This is a genomic window from Methanomassiliicoccus sp. (assembly GCA_033485155.1).
In the GTDB taxonomy this organism is placed as follows: domain Archaea; phylum Thermoplasmatota; class Thermoplasmata; order Methanomassiliicoccales; family Methanomassiliicoccaceae; genus UBA6.
In genome coordinates, this window is record JAWQJJ010000001.1 from 73231 (window position 1) to 91666 (window position 18436).

An 18436-nucleotide genomic window follows, 5' to 3' on the forward strand; every position below is an offset into this window, starting at 1 on the left:
CTTTTTATACGACCAAATCGCCCAGGAGGTTCGTCCTCCTCAGGAACTGGTAGGCCTTGTCCAGGTTGTAGACCTCGGCTAGGGAGTGGTGCACGTCGGTGCCCACCGACACCAGCACCTTGTCGTGGAACTCCCGATAGTACCTCTCAGCCCTCTCCCAATACATCATCCCGTCCCGCTTGTAGGGCCAGGCGGTATTGATCTCTACGAACACTCCGTGAGAGGCTATATGCTCGGCCACAGAATCGGGGGGCCAGGGGCCGAAGTTGCGCTCGATGTCGTTGTGGGCGAGACCGCAGGGAACGTTGATCTGGGAGAGCAGAGGCTCTAGATCGTCCAGCTCGGTCCCTTCCTCCATTTCCACATATTCGAAGAGCACGTAGTCGAGCTGGTTGAGGAGGTCGATCGGCAGGGATTCCAGATCGCAACGCTGGGGAGCGGTGTCGATCTCCACCCCCACCAGCACCGCGACCTTGGGGTAGTCGCTCTGCAGTTCGCGGATGACCTCGATGTAGTTCTCCAACTGGTTGGCATACAGGGAGTTGCATTTCTTGGTCATCAGATGGTCGCTGATGCCGATGTGCGTCAGGTGGTTAGCTTCCGCGGTAAGGATGATCTGCTCCGGGGTGAAGTCTCCATCGGAGAACTTGGTGTGCGTATGCAGATTGATCAGCGAATTTGCTCCCATTTCTCCAGCTCCTGGACCTTGGAGAGGGTGCCGCCGCGCTTGATCTCCTCCCTGATCCGGTTCTCCCGCTCGGCGACGTCCACCGCGCGGTTGGCAATCTCCACTGCGCGCTCCTGAGGGATTACAATGACCCCGCTTTCATCCCCTACGATCCAGTCGCCGGTCCGTACCAATTGCTGTCCGCATACGATCTCCAGGCCGATGCCTCCGAACCCCTTGGGCTCTCCGGCATTGGGGGCGACATGTTTGGAGAAGGCCGGGAACCCCATCTCGTAGATGGCGTCCATGTCCCGTATCGCCCCGTCGATGACCACGCCGGTGACGCCTTTCATCCGGCAGCTCCACGCCGCCAGCTCGCCGAACACCGCGATCTCACTGCCCCCGACGTCGATGACCAGGACATCGCCCTCCTGGGCATGGTCGATGGCCTCCACCGGCTTGCACCAGTCGCCCTTGGCTGTCTGGACGGTCAATGCCCGCCCTACGATCTTGGTGCCATGTGCGATGCGCGGATGGATCCCGATCATCACCCCGGCCTTGTGCATGGCGTCGGCGATGTTGCACGTGGATGCCTTTGAGAGAGCGACGAACAGCTCGTTCTCCCCGTACTTCTTGGACATCTCGGTGGCGATGGCCCGCCCCGAGGCCATAGCCTCCTTCATCCTCCGCGTCGCCCCAGTGACGTCGCGGTCCTTGATGATGGCTCCGCCCACGATGATTATGGACGCTCCCGCCGCCATCAGGTCCGGCGCGGTCTCCGAGGTAATCCCGCCGGCCACGGCGATGGGTATGGAAACGTTCCTGGCAACCTCCCTGACGGTCTCCACCGGTGCGGCCCCGCCCTTCATCTGCTCGTCGATGCCGACGTGGAGACAGACATACGAAGCTCCCAGCTCCTCGGCCCGCCTGGCTCGATCGGCCTTGTCCGCCACGCCGATCAGGTCGACCATGACCCCCGCCCCGTACTGCCGGGCGGACAGCACCGCCTCATGGATCGTCCCGTCATCGGCGAGGCCCATGACACTGACCACGTCGGCACCGGCCTTGGCCGCTATCTCGACCTCGAAGCCGCCTACGTCCATGGTCTTCATGTCGGCGACGATTATGTGACCAGGGAAATTTTTCTTGAGCTCGCGGAGGGTGTCCGAGCCCTCCGACTTGATGAGCGGGGTCCCCGCCTCGATCCAATCCGCACCGCCGCTCACGGCCTCGCTCGCGATCTCCAGGGCTCGCTTCAGGTGCATAAGGTCCAGTGCGACCTGCAAGACCGGTCTCATGGGCATGGGGACGCGTTAAACCCACTTAACTCTTGTGCGCTCCGTTTTCCCGGCCGATAATCGGGATGTCGGTCCAGGCTATGATATCACTCTGTACCAACGACCAGGTAAGTTCTTTAGTCCGGGAGGGCTTTGGCGGGGCGATGAGCTCGTCCGGGCTGAAGGAGAGGTGCGTCACCGGCATCGAGGGATTAGACTCCATTCTAGGGGGTGGCTTCCCACGGGGAAGCCTAGTTCTGGTGACCGGTGTCCCCGGTGTGGGTAAGACCTCCCTGGCCCTGGAGTTCGCGTTCCGCGGCGCAGCCATGGGCGAGAAGAGCCTTATCCTCACCACCGTGGAACGGCCGGCCAAACTGGTGGCCTCGGTACCCGAGTTTGATTTCTACGATCCCTCGCTGGTGAAAAGCGGCATGCTGGAGATCAAGGAGATAAGCGAGCTCTCGGGCGGCGGCCCTGCATACGGCAGCCATGAGGTAAGAGAACAGCTCACCAGGCTGGGGGAGAGCATCGCCAGCTACATCGCCGAGAACAAGGTGCGCCGGCTGGTCATCGATACCTACCATACCATCTTCTACGGCGTCAAGGACGAGACCCCGTCGAGGGATCTCCTGCTATCTATCTCCGAGGCGATGTATGATAACGACTGCACTGGCATCCTGGTGACCGACGCTAACCCGAGCACTAGCATCGAGAGTGTCATCGTCGACGGCGTGGTCGTCCTCGGCAACTACGAGCGGCGCTCCGATTTGCTGCGCACGCTGCAGGTTCTCAAGATGAAGGCGACCAGCCACTCCCGTGCCAAATATGTAATCGACATTACGGACTGTGGCGTGCTCATCACGCCGATGCTGAGGGGTGGAGCATGAGCAAGGACATCTGCGATGATATCTGCGTCGATGTAGCGAGGAAGATCGGCGAGGTCGGGCCGTCGGTCGCGGTAGCACTGGAGTTCCCCATGAGCTCCTATTTCGATGTGTTGCGTGGCCTGGTCGACAACTTCGCCCATGAGAAGGGGATGCAGTGCATCTACATCACCTCGGCGGTGCCGGCGAAGACGATCCAGGGAACGCTGGAAGCGCTGGAGATCGACCCATCGGGCATCTCCTTCGTCGACACCATATCGCAGATGATTATGGAGCCCTTGGAACGCGGGTCAACTTCGATCATCTACGTGGAGAGCCCGACCGTGCTGGAAAACGTCGTCCTCAAGGTCGACTACCTGAACCGCAAGCTCAAGGAGGGCCCCAAGCTGGTGGTCGTGGATTCGATCAACTCGCTCGCCATACACAACGACGCCAAGATGCTGTCAGAGTTCCTGCACGTCCTCATATCCTGTCTGAGCGCCAAGGAGGCGTACCCCGTCATCCTCTCGATGCAGGAACAGCTTCGCCCGGACGTCCACGAGATGCTCACCTTGGTCTGCGACCGGGTGATAAATTTGGGAGAACCATAATATTATATGATTAATTATTTTGATTATTATCTATTTAGAAAGTCGTTATCCCAGTAGAATAATGACGTACAAATCTTTATAATCCGAGGTAAAACTTCAAGGCTTAAGTAGGCTAACCCTACTACCAATGGAGGACTAAAAATGATGAAGAAGATGTGGAAGAACCGCTCTGGTGTATCCCCCGTGATCGCTACCATCCTCATGGTCGCGATCACCGTGGTTCTGGCTGCGGTCTTGTACGTAATGGTCATGGGATTCGGAGGAAGCGGAACTCCTACCGCCCCGACTGCGTCCTTGACCAAGAATTCCAGCAACCAGGTGGTGCTGACTATCAGCCCTGCAACTGAATACACGAACCTGAAGATCAAGGTCGGAGATGGGACTGCTGTAACCCTTAACGCTAGCGATGCAACCGTTGGTTCCGGGGCATCTCTGATAACTGTGAAGTACGTCGATCTTGGTGGGGATGGAAAGGCCACAACCAGTGATTACTTCACTGTTACCAAGGGCGCGAACAACCCCTCGAGCACTCTGACCCTCCTCTGGGTCAACGGTGACACTACCCAGTCTATCGCTAGCCTAGCGATTTAAACACCTTACTCAATCCCTTTTATCTTTTTTAATTTCATATCGAATGCTGCGTCAAAGATACAATTTAATGCAGTTTTTATCAACATTTCCTAGTCCAAGTTTTTATCTGACCTCATAGTTGTAAGGCTGTGGAGACTGGTTCCAAGCGCCACGAACTGATCATTAAAACACTGTATGGCCGCAGGCTCACCACTATCGAGTTGGAAGCATTGTTAAAAAGCGAGGGTGCCGCCTGTCCCGATGACCTCGCCCGCACCCTAAACGTCATGCGCCGCAAGGGCCTAATCAAGGGAGCAGTATCCACCGAGCGGGGGGGCTGGGTGTGGTGGATCAAGGAAGAAGTTGAAAAATAGCCCCTTGCCATCATCCAATCGTGGAAAAGCTAGACGTCAACGGGACGGAACGCAGCTACCTCCTGCACCTCCCCCCGAACCCGGTCGGAAGGCCGCTCATCATCGCCCTGCATCCCCTGGGCAGCAACCCCAATCTGATGGAGGCCATGACCGGTTTCTCCGGCATCTCCGAGCGGGAGACCATCGTCGCCTATCCCGAGGGCACCAAAGTGTCAGAGGATGGGATGCGCTCCTGGAACGCCCGGTTCTGCTGCAAGGACGCCCTGGCCGCCAACGCTGATGACGTCGGCTTTCTGTCCTCGCTCATCGATACCATGGTCGATCGCTTCCGTGTGAGCGACGTCCTCGTTACCGGCTTCTCCAACGGCGGCATGCTCGCGCATCTCGTCGGGATCGAGCTCTCCGACAAGATCGCCGCCATCGCTCCGGTGGCCGCCACTCTCGGGCGCTCGGTCGTGGAAATGAGGCCTAAGGGCCCGCTCCCGATCCTAATCATCCACGGGACCGAGGACCGCCTCGTGCCGCTGGACGGCCGGGAGTCCAGACGCTTGATTCCGGTCGCCCAGACGGTCGAATACTGGGCCCGTCATAACGGATGCAGTGAAGGGCCGATAACAGAGGACAGAGATGGGGTCGAGGTGTCGAGATACGCCCCCTGCTCGCTGGGTGCCGAGGTCATCTACTGCAAGGTCAAGGATGCCGGCCACGTCTGGCCTGGCGGCCGCGTCCACATGCACGGCGAGCGGGATCCCCACACCCTGGACGCGTCAGCTATGATCTGTAACTTCTTCCGCGCCCTCCGGCGATAGCTCAGAGGTCGAAATCGTCCTTCCGCTGCATGCGAGGCCTGGCCTGGGGGACCTTCCGGCTGCGGGGGACCGTCGGATAGTAGGCGATGACCAGCGTTCGAGCGAGGGTGTCTGACCACCGTTTGCGCGGGTCTCCCTCGGTAGCTAGCCCCACCGCGACGTCGAACGGGAGGAAGATGTACCAGAACAGCTTCGGTATCGACCGAATGAAGGTCTGCCGGTAGGTTCGCCGCTCGCCCATGGAGACGACCTTCTGGCGCACCAAGGCCTTTCCGACGGTGCGGCCGAAGCGGCCCTCCATGAACCCGGCGTACAGGAACCACCCCATGCCGGCGCTGAGCCCGGCGACGACGGTCGTGTTGGTCACGTTCCAGTAATGGAGCGCGAAGTAGATTGGCACGAAGATCAGCGTGATGTCCACGAACCCGGCCACGAACCGGCGCAGCCAATGGCGCCGGAGAGCACTGCTGCTTTCCAGTATATCGAAACCTGTGTGCATCCCTTATCCCGGCGAGGGATAGAACATCGGACAGAATAAGGTTTTTCTTTAAAATTTCGAAATAATATTCAACCCTGGTCACGGGCTCCGAACATCAACGGACATATCGAATAATGTACAAATGTGCACCTCGGGTCGCCCATCATTCATCACCAGGTCAGTCCGAAAGGCTCGTCATTGGTGCGATACTTCCACATTCTTCTTACGAATAAACATATCGCTCGGTATTTAGGCGCCTTCTTTAGATAACCGGTTCTCGCTAGGTCGAGGAGAGGATGAAGATGGTAGGACAGGACATGGATTCCCCGGGGCCGCTCAGGCGCGTCCTCTTCGTATGCTGCCACAACTCCGCCCGGTCGCAGATGGCCGAGGCCATCCTGAACGCGCGCTATGGCTCCCGGTTCGAGGCGTTCTCCGCCGGCACCGAGCCGTCGCCCCAGGTGGACCCTCTAGCCGTTAAGGCGATGCACGAGATAGGACTGGACATATCTGGGAAGCGGACCAAGAGCGTGGACGAGTTCATCCGCGACCGCATGGAATTCGACTACGTGGTCACCACGTGTTATGAAGCAAGGCAGTTCTGCCCATACATTCCGGCTCCGGAGCAGGTCCACGCCCGCTTCGACAACCCCCATAACCCCGCAGAGGGCGAGGACCAGCTGGACGCGATGCGCCGGGTGCGGGATCAGATAGTCGACTGGGTAGTGCGGTTCTTCGGTCCTCGGACGACCCTGCTAGAACTGGAGAAGGAGAAGGAAGGTTAGGCAATTCAGGATCGTCAGAGGGATGCCCACCCGGGCGAACTCCCAGAAGGTCAGCGTTTCGCCCTCCTTCTCCGCGTTCTGGATGATGATGACGTTGCTGGCCGCCCCGAGGATGAGCAGGTTCCCGGCGATTGTGCTCCCCGCGGCCAGGGCGACCATTTCTGTCGGCCCCCCGCCGGCCTGGGCCAGCAGCGGCATGTATAGCGCTACGAAGGGCACGTTGGAGATGAACTGGCTCAGAACGACGCTGACCCCCAGGACCATGGGCAACGAGGTCAGCGAATGAGCTCCGCCCAGGAGTTCCTGGAAGAAGCCGGTTTCCCATACCGAGGCCATGAGCACGAACATCGAGGCGAAGAAGACCAGCGTGGGCCAATCGATGCCTTTTACGATCTCTGTCCGCCTCGAGGAGCCGAGGACTATGGGAGCGGCCGCGGCCAAGGCGATGTAGGTGAGGCGAAAATCGATATCCGGCCGGACGGCGACGAGGGCGATCTTCACCGCTACCAGGATGGCGACGATCACCAGGCTCACCTTACACAGGTTCGCCAGCTTCACGTCCTTTATGACCTCCCCGTCGAACTCCAGGGTGCGGGGGTGGAACTCTTCGCGGTAGAACAGCCGCAGGAGGACATAAGCCAACAGGAGGTTGATGATCGTGGGAAGGAGCAGCCGGGAGAAGAACGCCACGAACGGATCGGTGATCCCACCGTTCAACGCTATGAGCAGGTTCTGTGGATTGCCTATGGGGCTCATCGCGCTGCCGGTGGTCACCGCGAAGGCCAGGGCCAGCAGGAGGAGTTTCGGCGAGACTCTCTGCTTGCTCGCATAGTGCAGCACCAGCGGGGTGCCGATGATGGCCAGAGTGTCGTTCATGAGGAACGCCGATAGCAGGCCGACGCAGAATAGCAGCAGGAGGACCATGTGGTCCACGCTTCGGGCATGGCGAAATATCCTCTGCCCCAGGAAGAACAGGTATCCGCTGCGGTACAGGGCCTCGCCCACGATGAACATGCCCAGCAGGAAGAGCATGACGTCGAGGTCGACCGCCTCCAGCGCAGCGGGCAGCGAGATCTGGAGCGTCAGAAGGACGACGAGGGCCCCACCGAACATGATTTGCCATATCTTAAGGCGGAACCGGCCTACCTGCCTGACGGCGATGAGGCCGAACACCAGGAACAGGACGACGACCGGTATGCTGAGCTCCATCCCGACGGTGAAGCGCGGAGAGGCATAAAGAGGTGCCCCGGTGGGTTCTATATCCTACGAGCGCCTAGAGGTGTTCGATGGCCGTGCGCCTCTATGTCTATGACGAGGACCAGTGCGATCCCAAGAAATGCACCGGGAAGAAGCTGGTGAGGTTCCACCTAGCGCAGGAGATCGCCTCCCTGAAGCGCATACCCTATGGGGCGGTGGCCCTCACCCCCTATTCGCAGAAGGCGATCTCCAGGGAGGACCGGGGGGCCGCGGAGAAGCATGGATTGCTGGTCATGGACATGTCCTGGAACCAGATAGAGACCTTTCCCAAGCTGAGGAACGATGTGCGGCAACGCTCGCTCCCCTACATGCTGGCGGCCAACCCTGTCAACTGGGGCAAACCATGCAAGCTGTCGAGCGTTGAAGCGCTGGCCGCGTCGCTTTACATCATGGGGTTCAAGGACCAGGCGCTCGAGGCGCTGTCCAAGTTCAGTTGGGGCGAGCAGTTCATCAAGCTCAACCAGGAACCGTTGGATCGGTACTCCGAGGTGGAGACCAGTGGCGAGGTCGTGCGTATCCAGATGGAATACGTGCCGCCGGAACGCGGGGAGTGACGCCCGATCCGCCCGGGGATACGTTGATAAGCGAAGTCGGCGTCAGCCACATGTAGTGCGCAGAACCAAGGCCAGCGAGCTCCTCGGGGTCAAGGACAAGGCTATATATTCTCCGGGGGATAGACGGCCCCTGCGTCAGCGAGGAAGGGACAGGTGAGCGTTTGGCGGGCCAGGAAGATGAAGGGTACGATACAGTGATGAACGGCGCGACCGGCGAGGAGCCCAGGGACGAAAAGCTCCGCCCGGGAGTGGACGTTAGCGTGATCTCCAAGTGGGAGGCGTTCTTCCAGGGTACCGAGTACATGCAGAAGGTCCGCGAGGTCGCCGACCTGTACCCAGAGGTTCGCAGCGTCAACGTCCAGTACGACGACCTGGATCGCTTCGATGCCGACCTGGCCGCCGGCCTGCTGGAACATCCTGACCTGTACCTGCTGGCAGGGAAGCAGGCAATAAAGAACCTCATGCATCAGGACATGCGCCGGGCGGGCGTGAACCTGCGCATCCTCGCCCTGCCCCGGGATTCCCGGGTGGAGATCAGGGAATTGAGGGCCAAGCACGTAGGAAAGCTTGTCTCCGTCGAAGGCCTGGTCCGCAAGGCCACCGAGGTGCGACCGAAGATCACCGACGCGCTGTTTCAATGCCTGCGCTGCGGGCACGTGATCCGGGAGGCCCAGGAGGGCCTGTTCTTCAAGGAGCCAATGGAGTGCTACAAGGAGCAGGACGGGTGCGGACGATCGGCGGGAAGCACAAAGTTCAAGCTCCTCACCGAGGAGTCGCGCTTCGTCGACACACAGAAGGTCGAGGTCCAGGAGAGCCCGGAGGGCCTGCGGGGAGGCGCTCAGCCGGAGAGGCTTACTGGCTACCTGGAGGACGACGCCGCCGGCTCGGTGGCCCCCGGGGACCGCATCACCCTGAACGGCATTCTACGGTCGGTTCAGAAGGGCCAGCCCGCCAAGTCCACATTGTTCGACATCAACCTGGACATCATCGCCGCGGAGTCCCAGAGGCACGAGTACGAGGAGATCCAGATATCCGAGGAGGACGAGAAGCAGATCATCGAGGTGGCCCACTCCCCCGACGTGTTCAAGAAGATCGTGGCTTCGATATCGCCGACCATCTACGGCTATGACGTAGAGAAGGAATCGCTCGCCCTGCAGCTATTCGGAGGGGTGCCGAAGAAGCTGGACGACGGGACGCGCATCAGGGGGGATATCCATATCCTGCTGATTGGTGACCCCGGTGTCGCCAAGTGCTGCGTCGGGGACACCGACATAGGCATGCCTGACGGCTCGACGCGGAAGATCCGGGACGTCGTCGAAGACATCCTTGCGAAGAGCGAGGCGGAGAAGATCGACGACGGTGTCACCGCCGCCGCGGACCTCGATGTGCTAACGTTCTCGATGCGCGGCCGCATGGAGGGCGGGAGATGCGTCCGGGTGTGGAAGCGAACCGCTCCGGAGAAGATGCTGCGCATCACCACGGAGAAGGGCCGCACCCTCATCGTAACGCCGACCCACCCGCTGTTCGTCCAGAACGGTCCCCGCATCCGGCCAGTGGAAGCGTGCTGCCTCAACGTCGGCCGCCCCATCGCCGTCTCAACGGGACTGTTCAAGCAGTGGAATGCCGATAACTTCGGCTTCGACTGCGGGTTCGACCTCGACCCCATCGCCTCCAAAGAGGAGATTTTTCCGCCAGAGGAATGGGTGTACGACCTGGAGGTCGAGCACTCCCACAACTACATCGCCAACGGCATCGTGTCGCATAATAGCCAGATGCTGCGATACATGTCCCGCCTGGCCCCGCGTGGCATATATGCGTCCGGCAAGTCATCGTCCGCGGCCGGCCTGTGCGTGGCTCCGGATACGTGCATAGAGGTCGACGGCGACGAGGTACCCATCGGTGAGTTCGTCGAGAAAAGAATGAGCGCCCCGGTGGAGGCACGACCGGGGCAGTGGCGCGATGCGGTGACCGAGGTAAGTAACGTCGCCACCGTGTCCGACCGTCGCCAGGTCCTCAAGACGGTGGAAACGGTTTGGCGCATAAAGACCCCTCCATTTCTTGTGGAGATTAGAGAATCCTCAGGAAGGCGTCTGACGCTGACTCCGGAAACTAAGTTATGGTGCATGCCAGAGTCCTCCCACGATGGGTGGAGGGAAGCCTCTGAGGTCGAAATAGGCGAGAAGGTCCTGGTTCGTGATGCCTCCACCGGCAATTTCCGATGGAGCACCGTCGAGGAGGTCAGGGAAGTCACCGACTCGCTCCCTTCGCACGTGTACGATCTCACCGTCAGCGGAACGCACAGCTTCGTGGCCAACGGGTTCGTGGTGCACAACACTGCCGCCGCGGTCAAGGACGACTTCGGCGAGGGCCGGTGGACGCTGGAGGCCGGGGCGCTGGTCCTCGCCGATAAAGGAGCTGCATGCGTCGACGAAATGGACAAGATGACCGACCAGGACCGCTCCAGCATGCATGAGGCTATGGAATCGCAATGTTATGATGAACAAACAGAGATATTGACAAGCAATGGATGGAAATATTTCAAGGATGTCGAGAAGGATGACCTGGTAGCTTCACTCTCCTCGGAGGGGGAGCTTGTCTTTGTTCAACCTACTCAGTATGTAGATGCTGAGTACGAGGGCGAGATGTACTATATTGAAGGGAGACAGGTCAATCTGGCCGTCACTCCCAATCATAACATGTATGTCTCTATTAACAAGCGTGCCGATGAATGGCATCCTTTCAGGCTTCAGAGGATGGACGGCCTTCCCATTGGTAAGAAGATGAAGTTCAGAAGGAATGCCACATGGAACGGCGAAGAGAAAGAGATGTTTGACCTACCACGGGTTGAGAAGTATGGGAACCAAGCAAGGGTTCCTCGCATCTCTAGCAAGCAATTCGAGATGGATGATTGGTTGGAGTTCCTTGGCTATTTCATTTCTGAAGGAAGTGTCCAGAAGGCCAACGGCATTCCTCATCGTGTTCATATCACACAGACCAAGGACCCCAACAAGGTGGAGAAGATCGGCAAATGCATCGAGAGGCTTGGCTATAAGGCAAGCTATGACGGCCACAACTTCGCTATCTCGGACAAGCAGCTTGCCAATTATCTAGCACCTCTGGGCAAGTGCCACGAAAAGTACATCCCAAGGGAGTACCTCCAGCTATCTTCCAGGCAATTGCTGATTCTGTTCGAAGCCCTGATGCTTGGAGACGGCTATCATCGAAAAACCACCGGTCATCGCGAATATGGGACATCATCGAAGAAGCTAGCAGATGGCGTCCAAGAGCTAGCTCTCAAGATCGGAATTTCCGCCAATATTAAAGTGGTCCTGCCTGGACGATACTCAAGCAGGCTTAATGGTCGAAAGATCGAATATGCTGTCCCTCACTATGTGGTGTCGCTTATTGACGGGTACCGTCGAAACATGAATGAGCCAATGATCAACACCTCACCAAGCCGCAAGAATATTTTTAAGGTCCAGTACTCTGGAAGGATATACTGCGTCGAGGTCCCCAACCATGTTCTCTACGTCCGTCGCAATGGCAAACCCGTGTGGTGCGGCAACACCGTTTCGGTGGCCAAGGCCGGCATCACAGCGACCTTACAGTGCCGATGCTCCCTTCTGGGGGCCGCGAACCCCAAGTACGGTCGGTTCCAGGAGCATCAGTATATCGCCGAGCAGATCAATATGCCCCCGGCGCTGCTCTCGAGGTTTGACCTCATCTTCGCCATGACCGACAAGCCATCCGCGGACCGTGATGCCAGCATCACTCAGCACATCCTGAGATCGCACCGCAGGGGTCAGATACTCAAGTATGAGGACCCGGCCGCGGTCCAAGGCGTCGATGCGGAGAAGATCATGAGCGATACGACGGCCATGCTGCCAGCGCTGGACCGCGACTTCTTCCGCAAGTACGTCGCGTATTCTAAAAAGATAAATCCTATCTTATCCGATGAGGCCATGGCCATCATCTCACAGTACTACCTGAAGATCAGGAAGCAGGGCGAGGGAGAGGGCGCCTCGGTGCCCATCACCGCCCGTCAGCTGGAAGCGTTCGTTCGCTTGTCCGAGGCGAGCGCCCGGGCCCGTCTATCCACGCTGGTGGAGGCGGATGACGCCCAGCGCGCCGTGCGCATCGTCGAGTACTACCTCCGCCGCATCGCCGGAGAAGGGGACAAGCTGGACTTCGACATAATCGCCACCGGAACATCCCACTCTCAGCGGGAGCAGATCGGCATCCTGAAGAAGCTCGTGTCCGGGCTGGCGAAGAACGCGGAGTTCAAGAAGGGCGTGCCGGCCGAGGAGATCTACAAGTCGGCCATGGCCGAGGGCATCACGGAAGACCGGGCCAAGACGCTGCTCAAGCGCCTGGCCCAGAACGGAGAGATATATTCACCGTCGCCGGGCCACTACCGCCTGGCATCGGAGGGATGAAATGATCACGCTACACATGCACCGCCACGGCAAGGAGTTCTGCCTGGCCGCGGCAGACAAGGACCTCCTGGGAAACACGTACCGGGAGGAGGGCATCAAGCTGGAGGTGTGCCGGGAGTTCTATGAGGGCGAGGATGCCAGCGAGGAAATGCTCCTGAACCGCCTATCGATGTGCACCGTCGCCAACCTGGTGGGAGAGGAAACCATCAACGTGGCGCTCCGCCACGGTTACGTGCACGAGGACTGCATCCTAAGGATCGCTGGGGTCCCCCATGCCCAGCTGGCGAAGATGTAGATGTTCTGCGTCAAATGCGGCCGAGAAGGGCGAACCTACGGCGCCCTGTGCCCCGAATGCTTCCTCCAGGCCAACCATTTCACCTCGGTGCCGGAGTTCCTGGATCTCAATATCTGCGCGCACTGCGAGGAGTATTTACTTGACAAAAAGTGGAAGCACTACGATGTGGAGGAGGAGGCGGTGAAGGATTATGCCGCCGACAACATCGTGCTCCGGCAGGACGCCCGCATAGCCGAGCTGGAGATGGGGGTGGAGAAGATGGACGCCAAGCACTATCAGGTGAGGATGATCGCCCACCTGTGCCACGAGGACCTCGAGATCGAAGAGAGCCTGGAGACCACCGTGCGCGTCCGTCGCAACGTCTGCCCCAAGTGCAACAAGATCCAGGGTAACTACTTCGAGTCCATTGTGCAGATCCGGCCGTCGGACAAGCGATTCTCCGACGAGGAGCGAGAAACGGTGCTCAACCGCGCCCTGGCGTTCGTCGAGGGCTTGGCCAAGGACAGTCGGGACGCCTTCGTGGCCAAGGTCACTCAAGCCCATGGCGGCTATGACATCTACGCCAGCACCATCGCCCTGGGCAAGGCCTTGTCCCGAGATCTCGTGTCCACCTACGGAGCGGAGTACAAAGAATCGTCCAGCCTGCAGGGGCAGAAGGACGGCCATGACATCTATCGCGTCACCTACCTCGTGCGCCTGCCGCCGTACCGGGTGCGGGACATCGTGCTCATCAACGGCCGCCTGTACATGGTGCACAGCACCGGTCCACAGTCCGCCAAGCTCCGCGACCTCAAGAGCAACGAGCTCCTGACAGCCATGAACCAGGACCTGAGGGAGGTGCGAGTCGTCGGCACCTCCAAGGACGTGGTGGACGCCGTGGTGCTGACCGAGACCGAGCGGGAATACCAGATCATGCACCCCGTCACTTACAAGACGGTGGAGATCAAGCACCCCCGCGGTTTCGAGCGCAAGGGCGACACGGTGAAGGTGTTCCCCTACGAGGGCGAGCTGTACTTCATCGGCAACTAGCCTCGTCCATCTCCGCCACCATTGACTGGAAGCGGGCCATGGCAGCCTCCGCGTCCTTCCTCCGGCCCTTGATGATGACCCGGGTGCCGTCCGTCTTGCTGGGCAGCGAAGCGAGTTGCACCGGGAACTCCGCCACGATCAGCTCGAACAGCGGCTCGAGGAGCGACTCCCCCCGGCTCACCTTGACATCCAGGTCGATCTCCCCGTTGCCCTCGATACGGGGCAGGATATGCTCGCGGAACATGGGCACCATCTCATCAGGGAAGCCGGGGAGCAGGAAGATGGTCATCTCGCCCTTCACCGCTTCTACCCCGCACGCCTGTCCGGTGATATTCTTCAGCGGCTTGGCTCCCGTTGGCACCCTGGCCATCCGGCGCAAGGCGTCGTTCATCATGATCGGTCGGCAGTGCATAAGGGTCAGGCCCTCGGCCAACGCCTTCTCCGCCCCCGCGTCGACCACCAGTTCGACCCCCAGGTAGCGGGCCAGGGCTTCCCTTGTGATGTCATCCAGCGTCGGTCCCAGTCCGCCGGTGACCACAAGGATGTTCACCCCCAGCTCGCGGGCGTGCTCGAACCCCTTGATGATATCGTCCTCGCGGTCGGCCAGCACCTCCAGTAGGTTGAGCCTCGCGCCCTTGCGGCGTATCATCTCGATCATCTCCCTGGGGTAGGGGTCGATCTCCCCGGTCAACAGCTCGTCGCCGATGTGCAGAATGCCGGTCCTCATCACGCCGCCATATCTCTTCTCTGGAAAATAACTAGCGCCGCGGCGATGGTGATGACGGCGTAGATGATCATGACCAGGGCGGCGGTGCCCACGTCCGGGTAGTAGTTCCACACTTCGACGGTGCTTCCGGCGGCGCCCCCGCCGCCGAAGGCGCCCCCTGTAGGCAAGGTCAGCTGCTGATCTGTGGGGTAGGGGGTCTGCATGATGTAGGAGATGGCCTGGGCGGAGAAGGTCACCGAGAAAGCCGGCTTGGCCCCGGCGAACGACAGCACCCCGTCGAGGATGGGAAAGATCAGGAAGAGGATGGCGAAGGTGAACACCAGGGCCCCCGTCGCTCCCTTCATGACGGCGCTGACCAGGTACCCCACTCCCACCGCGGCCACGATGTACAACAGGGAAAGCCCGAACGACCTATAGGTGAGGTCGGAGAAGGTCTGGGAATGCCCGATAGTGAGGAGCGAGACCACGATGTAAAACACCGAGAGGACAAGGAACATGGTTATCAGCGAGGCCAGGAGCTTTCCGGTAAAGTACACCCACCGCTTCACCGGGTTGGGAAACATCAGGTAGCCGGTGCGGCTCTGGAACTCTGACGCCAGCGAGTCACCGGCGAACAGGGTGGCCCCGACCACAATTAGCACGCTGGACCAAAGGAAGAACCGTTGTGCGAAGTAGGCGGGGTCCTTGGGGTACTCCTGACCCAGCGCAGGAGGGATGACAAGGATGAGGGCGACGATAAGTGCGGCCAGGGCGAGGATTCCCACCATGCGTGCGCTACGCACGTACTTATACAGCTCGTAGTAGGTCACGGTCATGACCTGCTGGCCATCCGAGGGCGGGCGGTCGAACACCTCGTTCATCATCTCGACTCCTTGATCAGTGACATGTACAATGCCTCCAGTGGGTTACCGGACTCGGTGAACGACGATACCTTCAGCCCTAGCTCCCGGATGTCGTCGAGCAGGTCGGCCTGTTCCTCCTCACGGCCCTTGAGCTTGACCATCACCACCTCCGGGGAGAGGCGCTCGACCTCCACCACTCCGCTCAGCTGACCGATTCGCCTCAGTGCGGCGTCATCCGCAGGCCGCGGGAACCGAACCTCCAGCATCCGGCACCCCTCGTCCCTCAGGAGTTCGGAAACCTCCCCGCTGGCCAACAGCTTCCCGTGGTCGATGATGGCGACATGGTCGCACACCTCCTGCACCTCGTTGAGCAGGTGCGAGGACATGAACACCGTGTAGTTTTCCTTCTTCAGCTCCTTCAGTATGTTACGGACCTCGACCATGCCCCGGGGGTCCAGGCCGGAAGTCGGCTCGTCAAGGATCAGGACGTGGGGGCGGTGGAGCAGCGCCTGGGCTAGCGCCAACCGCTGCTTCATGCCCTTGGAGAACTTGCCGATGCGCTTGTCCGCCCACTCTGTCAGCAGAACCAGGTGAAGCAGCTCCCCACTGCGCTCGATGATCTTCTCCCGAGGCATGCCTCTCAGCCGCCCCAGGTACATGAGCGTCTGCGTCGGGGTCAGGTACGGGTAGAACTCCGGGGTCTCCACCACCGCACCGACGCCGGCCAGGGCGGTCTTGGGGTCCTTGGTCACGTCCACGCCGTTGAGGTACGCCTCACCGGAGGACGCGTCCAGGAGGTTGGTGAGGATCTTGATGGCCGTTGTCTTCCCCGCGCCGTTCGGCCCAAGAAAGCCGAGGAAGGTGTTGCGCTCCACCATCAGGCTCAGGGAATCGACCGCCAAAAACCCGCTAAATTGCTTGGTTAAGTCTCGGATGACGATCGGCTGGGCCGCGCCAGGGGGCATGACGCTACTCTTTTGAGCGCTAGGGCTATGAATGTTGCTGAAAATGAGAAAAGAGGGTGGAAGGGGTTTTACGCCGCCATCTCCCGGCGGCGGAAGAACAGGTACGCCAGGCCGATCGATGCCGCGGCGTAGACGACCATCACGGCTATGGACAGGTAGATCTCGGGGTAGAATACATGCATCGAGAACGTCGTCCCATCCCCTACGGGGATCGAACTAATGGTGTCCACCGGATAAGGATCGCTCATCACAGTGCTCAGGGTGCTTCCGGCAAAGTCGATCATGAACCACGGCTTGATTCCGCCCAGCGTCCCGATCAACGAGGTGATGATGTCGAAGATCAGGAAGAAGAGGGCGAAAGTAAGGATCAGCGAGCCGGTCGACCCCTTCATGATCGAGCTGATCAGGAATGCTACCGCTATCGCCGAAATTCCGTATAGCAGCGCAAGACCGAGCGATGCAAAGACCCTTGTAGACATGCCTCCACTGCCGAGCACGAGGCCACACACGATGGCGACCACGTAGTAGATGACGAGCAGAAGGCTCATCGCTGCCACCGAGGAGGCGAGCTTGCCGCCCAGGATGCTGCTCTTCTTCACCGGGTTAGGGAACAGCAGGAAACCGGTACGGCCCTGGTATTCAGAGACGATGGCATCCCCGCCGAATAACGTGGCCCCCAGTATTATCAATATGCTGACGAATCCAACATACTCACTGATGACCCCGTCCACGGTATACTTGTGGTCGCTTGTGCCGATCAGGACGGTGATGATCGCCAGCACCAGGACCTCGATGATCAGGATACCCAGCAACCGGCGGCTGCGCAGGTACTTGAGGATATCGTACTTGGCTACGACCCCCACCTGCTGGAGGTCCGAGGGCAGGGCCCTCGAGCCGTTCCTCGTCGCATTGGCGTTAGCTTCCATCTTGCTCACCTCGACTCCTTGATAAGGGACATGTATAGCGTTTCCAGCGCCAGGCCCGATTCCTTGTACGATACTACGCTCAGACCGAGCGCCTGCAGATCGGTGAGGGTCTTGCTCTGCGCCTCGTTCCCGCCGTTCAACGAGAACATGAACTGGTTCTCCCCAGCCGCCCTAATCTCGGCGATTCCATCAAGCTTGGACACCTTGTTGAGCAGCTCTCCAGAGACCTTCTGCAGCGTGTGCACCTCGATCCTGCGGACCGTGGTCTGTCCGACCAGATCGGCGACCGAGCCGGACCTGAGCAGCTTTCCACGATTGATCAGCGCGACGTCGGTGCACACCTCCTGCACCTCGTTGAGCAGGTGCGAGGACATGAACACCGTGTAGTCGGCTTTCTTCAGCTCCATGAGGATCTCCCGGACCTCGACCATGCCCCGGGGGTCCAGGCCGGAGGTCGGCTCGTCAAGGATGATCACCGGCGGCTCGTGCAGGATCGCTTGAGCGATGGCGATGCGCTGCTTCATGCCCTTGGAGAACTTGCCGATGCGCTTGTCCGCCCACTCGGTCATCTTGACCGTCTCCAGGACCTCCTTGCTCCGCCGATCGATCTCCTCCTTGCTCATCCCTCGGAGCTCGCCCAGGTAGGCGAGCGTCTCCCGGGGGGTCAGGTACGGGTAGAACTCCGGGGTCTCCACCACCGCACCGACGCCGGCCAGGGCGGTCTTGGGGTCCTTGGTCACGTCCACGCCGTTGAGGTACGCCTCACCGGAAGTGGCGGACAGCATGTTGGTCAATATCTTTATGCTGGTGGTCTTCCCCGCCCCGTTGGGGCCGAGGAAGCCCATGAACGACCTTCGGGGGACGGTCAGGCTTAGATCGTCCACGGCCATGAAGCCCCCGAAATCCTTGGTCAGCTTGTTGATGACGATAGGTTCGGTCATTGTATCCCATCCGGGAACTAGGTCGTGCAC

At 59.9% G+C, this 18436-nt stretch carries 19 protein-coding genes; 10 read left to right on the forward strand and 9 right to left on the reverse strand.

Features of this window, described 5'->3' with window-relative positions:
- Window positions 1-4: 4 nt before the first annotated feature.
- Window positions 5-688, reverse strand: coding sequence for a CpsB/CapC family capsule biosynthesis tyrosine phosphatase (locus tag SA339_00400; protein ID MDW5561658.1), 684 nt, complete (start codon window positions 686-688; stop codon window positions 5-7).
- Complete coding sequence (gene hxlA / locus SA339_00405) at window positions 670-1965, reverse strand: 3-hexulose-6-phosphate synthase (GenBank protein MDW5561659.1); 1296 nt, start codon at window positions 1963-1965, stop codon at window positions 670-672. The genes SA339_00400 and hxlA overlap by 19 nt, the downstream gene beginning before the upstream one ends.
- Window positions 1966-2045: 80 nt before the next feature.
- On the opposite strand from hxlA, the gene SA339_00410 reads away from it, so the two are divergent.
- The 5 genes from SA339_00410 to SA339_00430 all read left to right on the forward strand — a co-directional run bounded on the left by SA339_00410 (window position 2046) and on the right by SA339_00430 (window position 5171).
- A complete protein-coding gene (locus tag SA339_00410; protein MDW5561660.1) occupies window positions 2046-2831 on the forward strand; it encodes an ATPase domain-containing protein in 786 nt (261 codons plus the stop codon).
- Entirely contained in the window at window positions 2828-3418 is a 591-nt protein-coding gene (locus SA339_00415; protein ID MDW5561661.1) for an ATPase domain-containing protein, read from the forward strand. Before SA339_00410 ends, SA339_00415 begins: the two co-directional genes overlap by 4 nt.
- 141 nt (window positions 3419-3559) lie before the next feature.
- The gene (locus SA339_00420; GenBank protein MDW5561662.1) at window positions 3560-4009 is read left to right on the forward strand and encodes an archaellin/type IV pilin N-terminal domain-containing protein; all 450 of its coding nucleotides are present in this window, start codon (window positions 3560-3562) and stop codon (window positions 4007-4009) included.
- A 128-nt stretch (window positions 4010-4137) separates the two neighbouring features.
- A complete protein-coding gene (locus tag SA339_00425) occupies window positions 4138-4362 on the forward strand; it encodes a hypothetical protein (GenBank protein ID MDW5561663.1) in 225 nt (74 codons plus the stop codon).
- Between the two features lie 20 nt (window positions 4363-4382).
- Window positions 4383-5171, forward strand: coding sequence for a PHB depolymerase family esterase (locus tag SA339_00430; protein ID MDW5561664.1), 789 nt, complete (start codon window positions 4383-4385; stop codon window positions 5169-5171).
- Between the two features lies 1 nt (window position 5172).
- Here SA339_00430 and SA339_00435 read toward each other — a convergent pair whose 3' ends face one another.
- The gene (locus tag SA339_00435; protein MDW5561665.1) at window positions 5173-5670 is read right to left on the reverse strand and encodes an RDD family protein; all 498 of its coding nucleotides are present in this window, start codon (window positions 5668-5670) and stop codon (window positions 5173-5175) included.
- A gap of 275 nt (window positions 5671-5945) precedes the next feature.
- Between SA339_00435 and SA339_00440 the strand changes: the two genes are divergently transcribed.
- Window positions 5946-6434 carry an arsenate reductase ArsC gene (locus SA339_00440; GenBank protein ID MDW5561666.1) on the forward strand — a complete coding sequence of 163 codons (489 nt, stop codon included), beginning with the start codon at window positions 5946-5948 and terminating at the stop codon, window positions 6432-6434.
- On the opposite strand, the gene SA339_00445 is transcribed toward SA339_00440, so the two are convergent.
- Window positions 6405-7643 (reverse strand): SLC13 family permease, encoded by a 1239-nt coding sequence (locus tag SA339_00445; GenBank protein ID MDW5561667.1) that lies wholly within the window; start codon window positions 7641-7643, stop codon window positions 6405-6407. The genes SA339_00440 and SA339_00445 overlap by 30 nt on opposite strands.
- 77 nt (window positions 7644-7720) lie before the next feature.
- Between SA339_00445 and SA339_00450 the strand changes: the two genes are divergently transcribed.
- The 4 genes from SA339_00450 (at window position 7721) to SA339_00465 (ending at window position 14005) form a co-directional block, all read left to right on the forward strand.
- Window positions 7721-8245 carry a DUF367 family protein gene (locus tag SA339_00450; protein MDW5561668.1) on the forward strand — a complete coding sequence of 175 codons (525 nt, stop codon included), beginning with the start codon at window positions 7721-7723 and terminating at the stop codon, window positions 8243-8245.
- 161 nt (window positions 8246-8406) lie between these two features.
- A complete protein-coding gene (locus tag SA339_00455; GenBank protein MDW5561669.1) occupies window positions 8407-12681 on the forward strand; it encodes an LAGLIDADG family homing endonuclease in 4275 nt (1424 codons plus the stop codon).
- A gap of 1 nt (window position 12682) precedes the next feature.
- Window positions 12683-12976: a DUF424 family protein gene (locus SA339_00460; GenBank protein MDW5561670.1), complete on the forward strand. Its 294-nt coding sequence runs from the start codon at window positions 12683-12685 to the stop codon at window positions 12974-12976.
- A complete protein-coding gene (locus SA339_00465; protein MDW5561671.1) occupies window positions 12977-14005 on the forward strand; it encodes an NMD3-related protein in 1029 nt (342 codons plus the stop codon). It begins immediately after the preceding gene.
- On the opposite strand, the gene SA339_00470 is transcribed toward SA339_00465, so the two are convergent.
- From SA339_00470 to SA339_00490, 5 genes are all read right to left on the reverse strand, one after another.
- The gene (locus tag SA339_00470) at window positions 13992-14732 is read right to left on the reverse strand and encodes a molybdopterin-binding protein (protein MDW5561672.1); all 741 of its coding nucleotides are present in this window, start codon (window positions 14730-14732) and stop codon (window positions 13992-13994) included. The two genes, SA339_00465 and SA339_00470, sit on opposite strands and share 14 nt — an antisense overlap.
- Window positions 14732-15592, reverse strand: a complete 861-nt coding sequence (locus SA339_00475) for an ABC transporter permease (protein ID MDW5561673.1) — start codon at window positions 15590-15592, stop codon at window positions 14732-14734. Before SA339_00475 ends, SA339_00470 begins: the two co-directional genes overlap by 1 nt.
- Complete coding sequence (locus SA339_00480) at window positions 15592-16539, reverse strand: ABC transporter ATP-binding protein (protein ID MDW5561674.1); 948 nt, start codon at window positions 16537-16539, stop codon at window positions 15592-15594. The genes SA339_00475 and SA339_00480 overlap by 1 nt, the downstream gene beginning before the upstream one ends.
- 68 nt (window positions 16540-16607) lie before the next feature.
- Window positions 16608-17465, reverse strand: coding sequence for an ABC transporter permease (locus SA339_00485; protein ID MDW5561675.1), 858 nt, complete (start codon window positions 17463-17465; stop codon window positions 16608-16610).
- A 5-nt stretch (window positions 17466-17470) separates the two neighbouring features.
- The gene (locus SA339_00490) at window positions 17471-18406 is read right to left on the reverse strand and encodes an ABC transporter ATP-binding protein (GenBank protein ID MDW5561676.1); all 936 of its coding nucleotides are present in this window, start codon (window positions 18404-18406) and stop codon (window positions 17471-17473) included.
- Window positions 18407-18436: the final 30 nt, after the last annotated feature.

Excerpts from the sequence above, each read along its gene's own strand:
- SA339_00470 (MDW5561672.1), bottom strand. The coding sequence starts at position 14,732 with ATGAGGACCGGCATTCTGCACATCGGCGACGAGCTGTTGACCGGGGAG.
- SA339_00480 (MDW5561674.1), bottom strand. The coding sequence starts at position 16,539 with ATGCCCCCTGGCGCGGCCCAGCCGATCGTCATCCGAGACTTAACCAAG.
- SA339_00460 (MDW5561670.1), top strand. The coding sequence starts at position 12,683 with ATGATCACGCTACACATGCACCGCCACGGCAAGGAGTTCTGCCTGGCC.
- hxlA (MDW5561659.1), bottom strand. The coding sequence starts at position 1,965 with ATGAGACCGGTCTTGCAGGTCGCACTGGACCTTATGCACCTGAAGCGA.
- SA339_00475 (MDW5561673.1), bottom strand. The coding sequence starts at position 15,592 with ATGAACGAGGTGTTCGACCGCCCGCCCTCGGATGGCCAGCAGGTCATG.
- SA339_00490 (MDW5561676.1), bottom strand. The coding sequence starts at position 18,406 with ATGACCGAACCTATCGTCATCAACAAGCTGACCAAGGATTTCGGGGGC.
- SA339_00410 (MDW5561660.1), top strand. The coding sequence starts at position 2,046 with ATGATATCACTCTGTACCAACGACCAGGTAAGTTCTTTAGTCCGGGAG.
- SA339_00420 (MDW5561662.1), top strand. The coding sequence starts at position 3,560 with ATGATGAAGAAGATGTGGAAGAACCGCTCTGGTGTATCCCCCGTGATC.
- SA339_00415 (MDW5561661.1), top strand. The coding sequence starts at position 2,828 with ATGAGCAAGGACATCTGCGATGATATCTGCGTCGATGTAGCGAGGAAG.
- SA339_00435 (MDW5561665.1), bottom strand. The coding sequence starts at position 5,670 with ATGCACACAGGTTTCGATATACTGGAAAGCAGCAGTGCTCTCCGGCGC.
- SA339_00465 (MDW5561671.1), top strand. The coding sequence starts at position 12,977 with ATGTTCTGCGTCAAATGCGGCCGAGAAGGGCGAACCTACGGCGCCCTG.
- SA339_00400 (MDW5561658.1), bottom strand. The coding sequence starts at position 688 with ATGGGAGCAAATTCGCTGATCAATCTGCATACGCACACCAAGTTCTCC.
- SA339_00440 (MDW5561666.1), top strand. The coding sequence starts at position 5,946 with ATGAAGATGGTAGGACAGGACATGGATTCCCCGGGGCCGCTCAGGCGC.
- SA339_00485 (MDW5561675.1), bottom strand. The coding sequence starts at position 17,465 with ATGGAAGCTAACGCCAATGCGACGAGGAACGGCTCGAGGGCCCTGCCC.
- SA339_00445 (MDW5561667.1), bottom strand. The coding sequence starts at position 7,643 with ATGGAGCTCAGCATACCGGTCGTCGTCCTGTTCCTGGTGTTCGGCCTC.
- SA339_00450 (MDW5561668.1), top strand. The coding sequence starts at position 7,721 with ATGGCCGTGCGCCTCTATGTCTATGACGAGGACCAGTGCGATCCCAAG.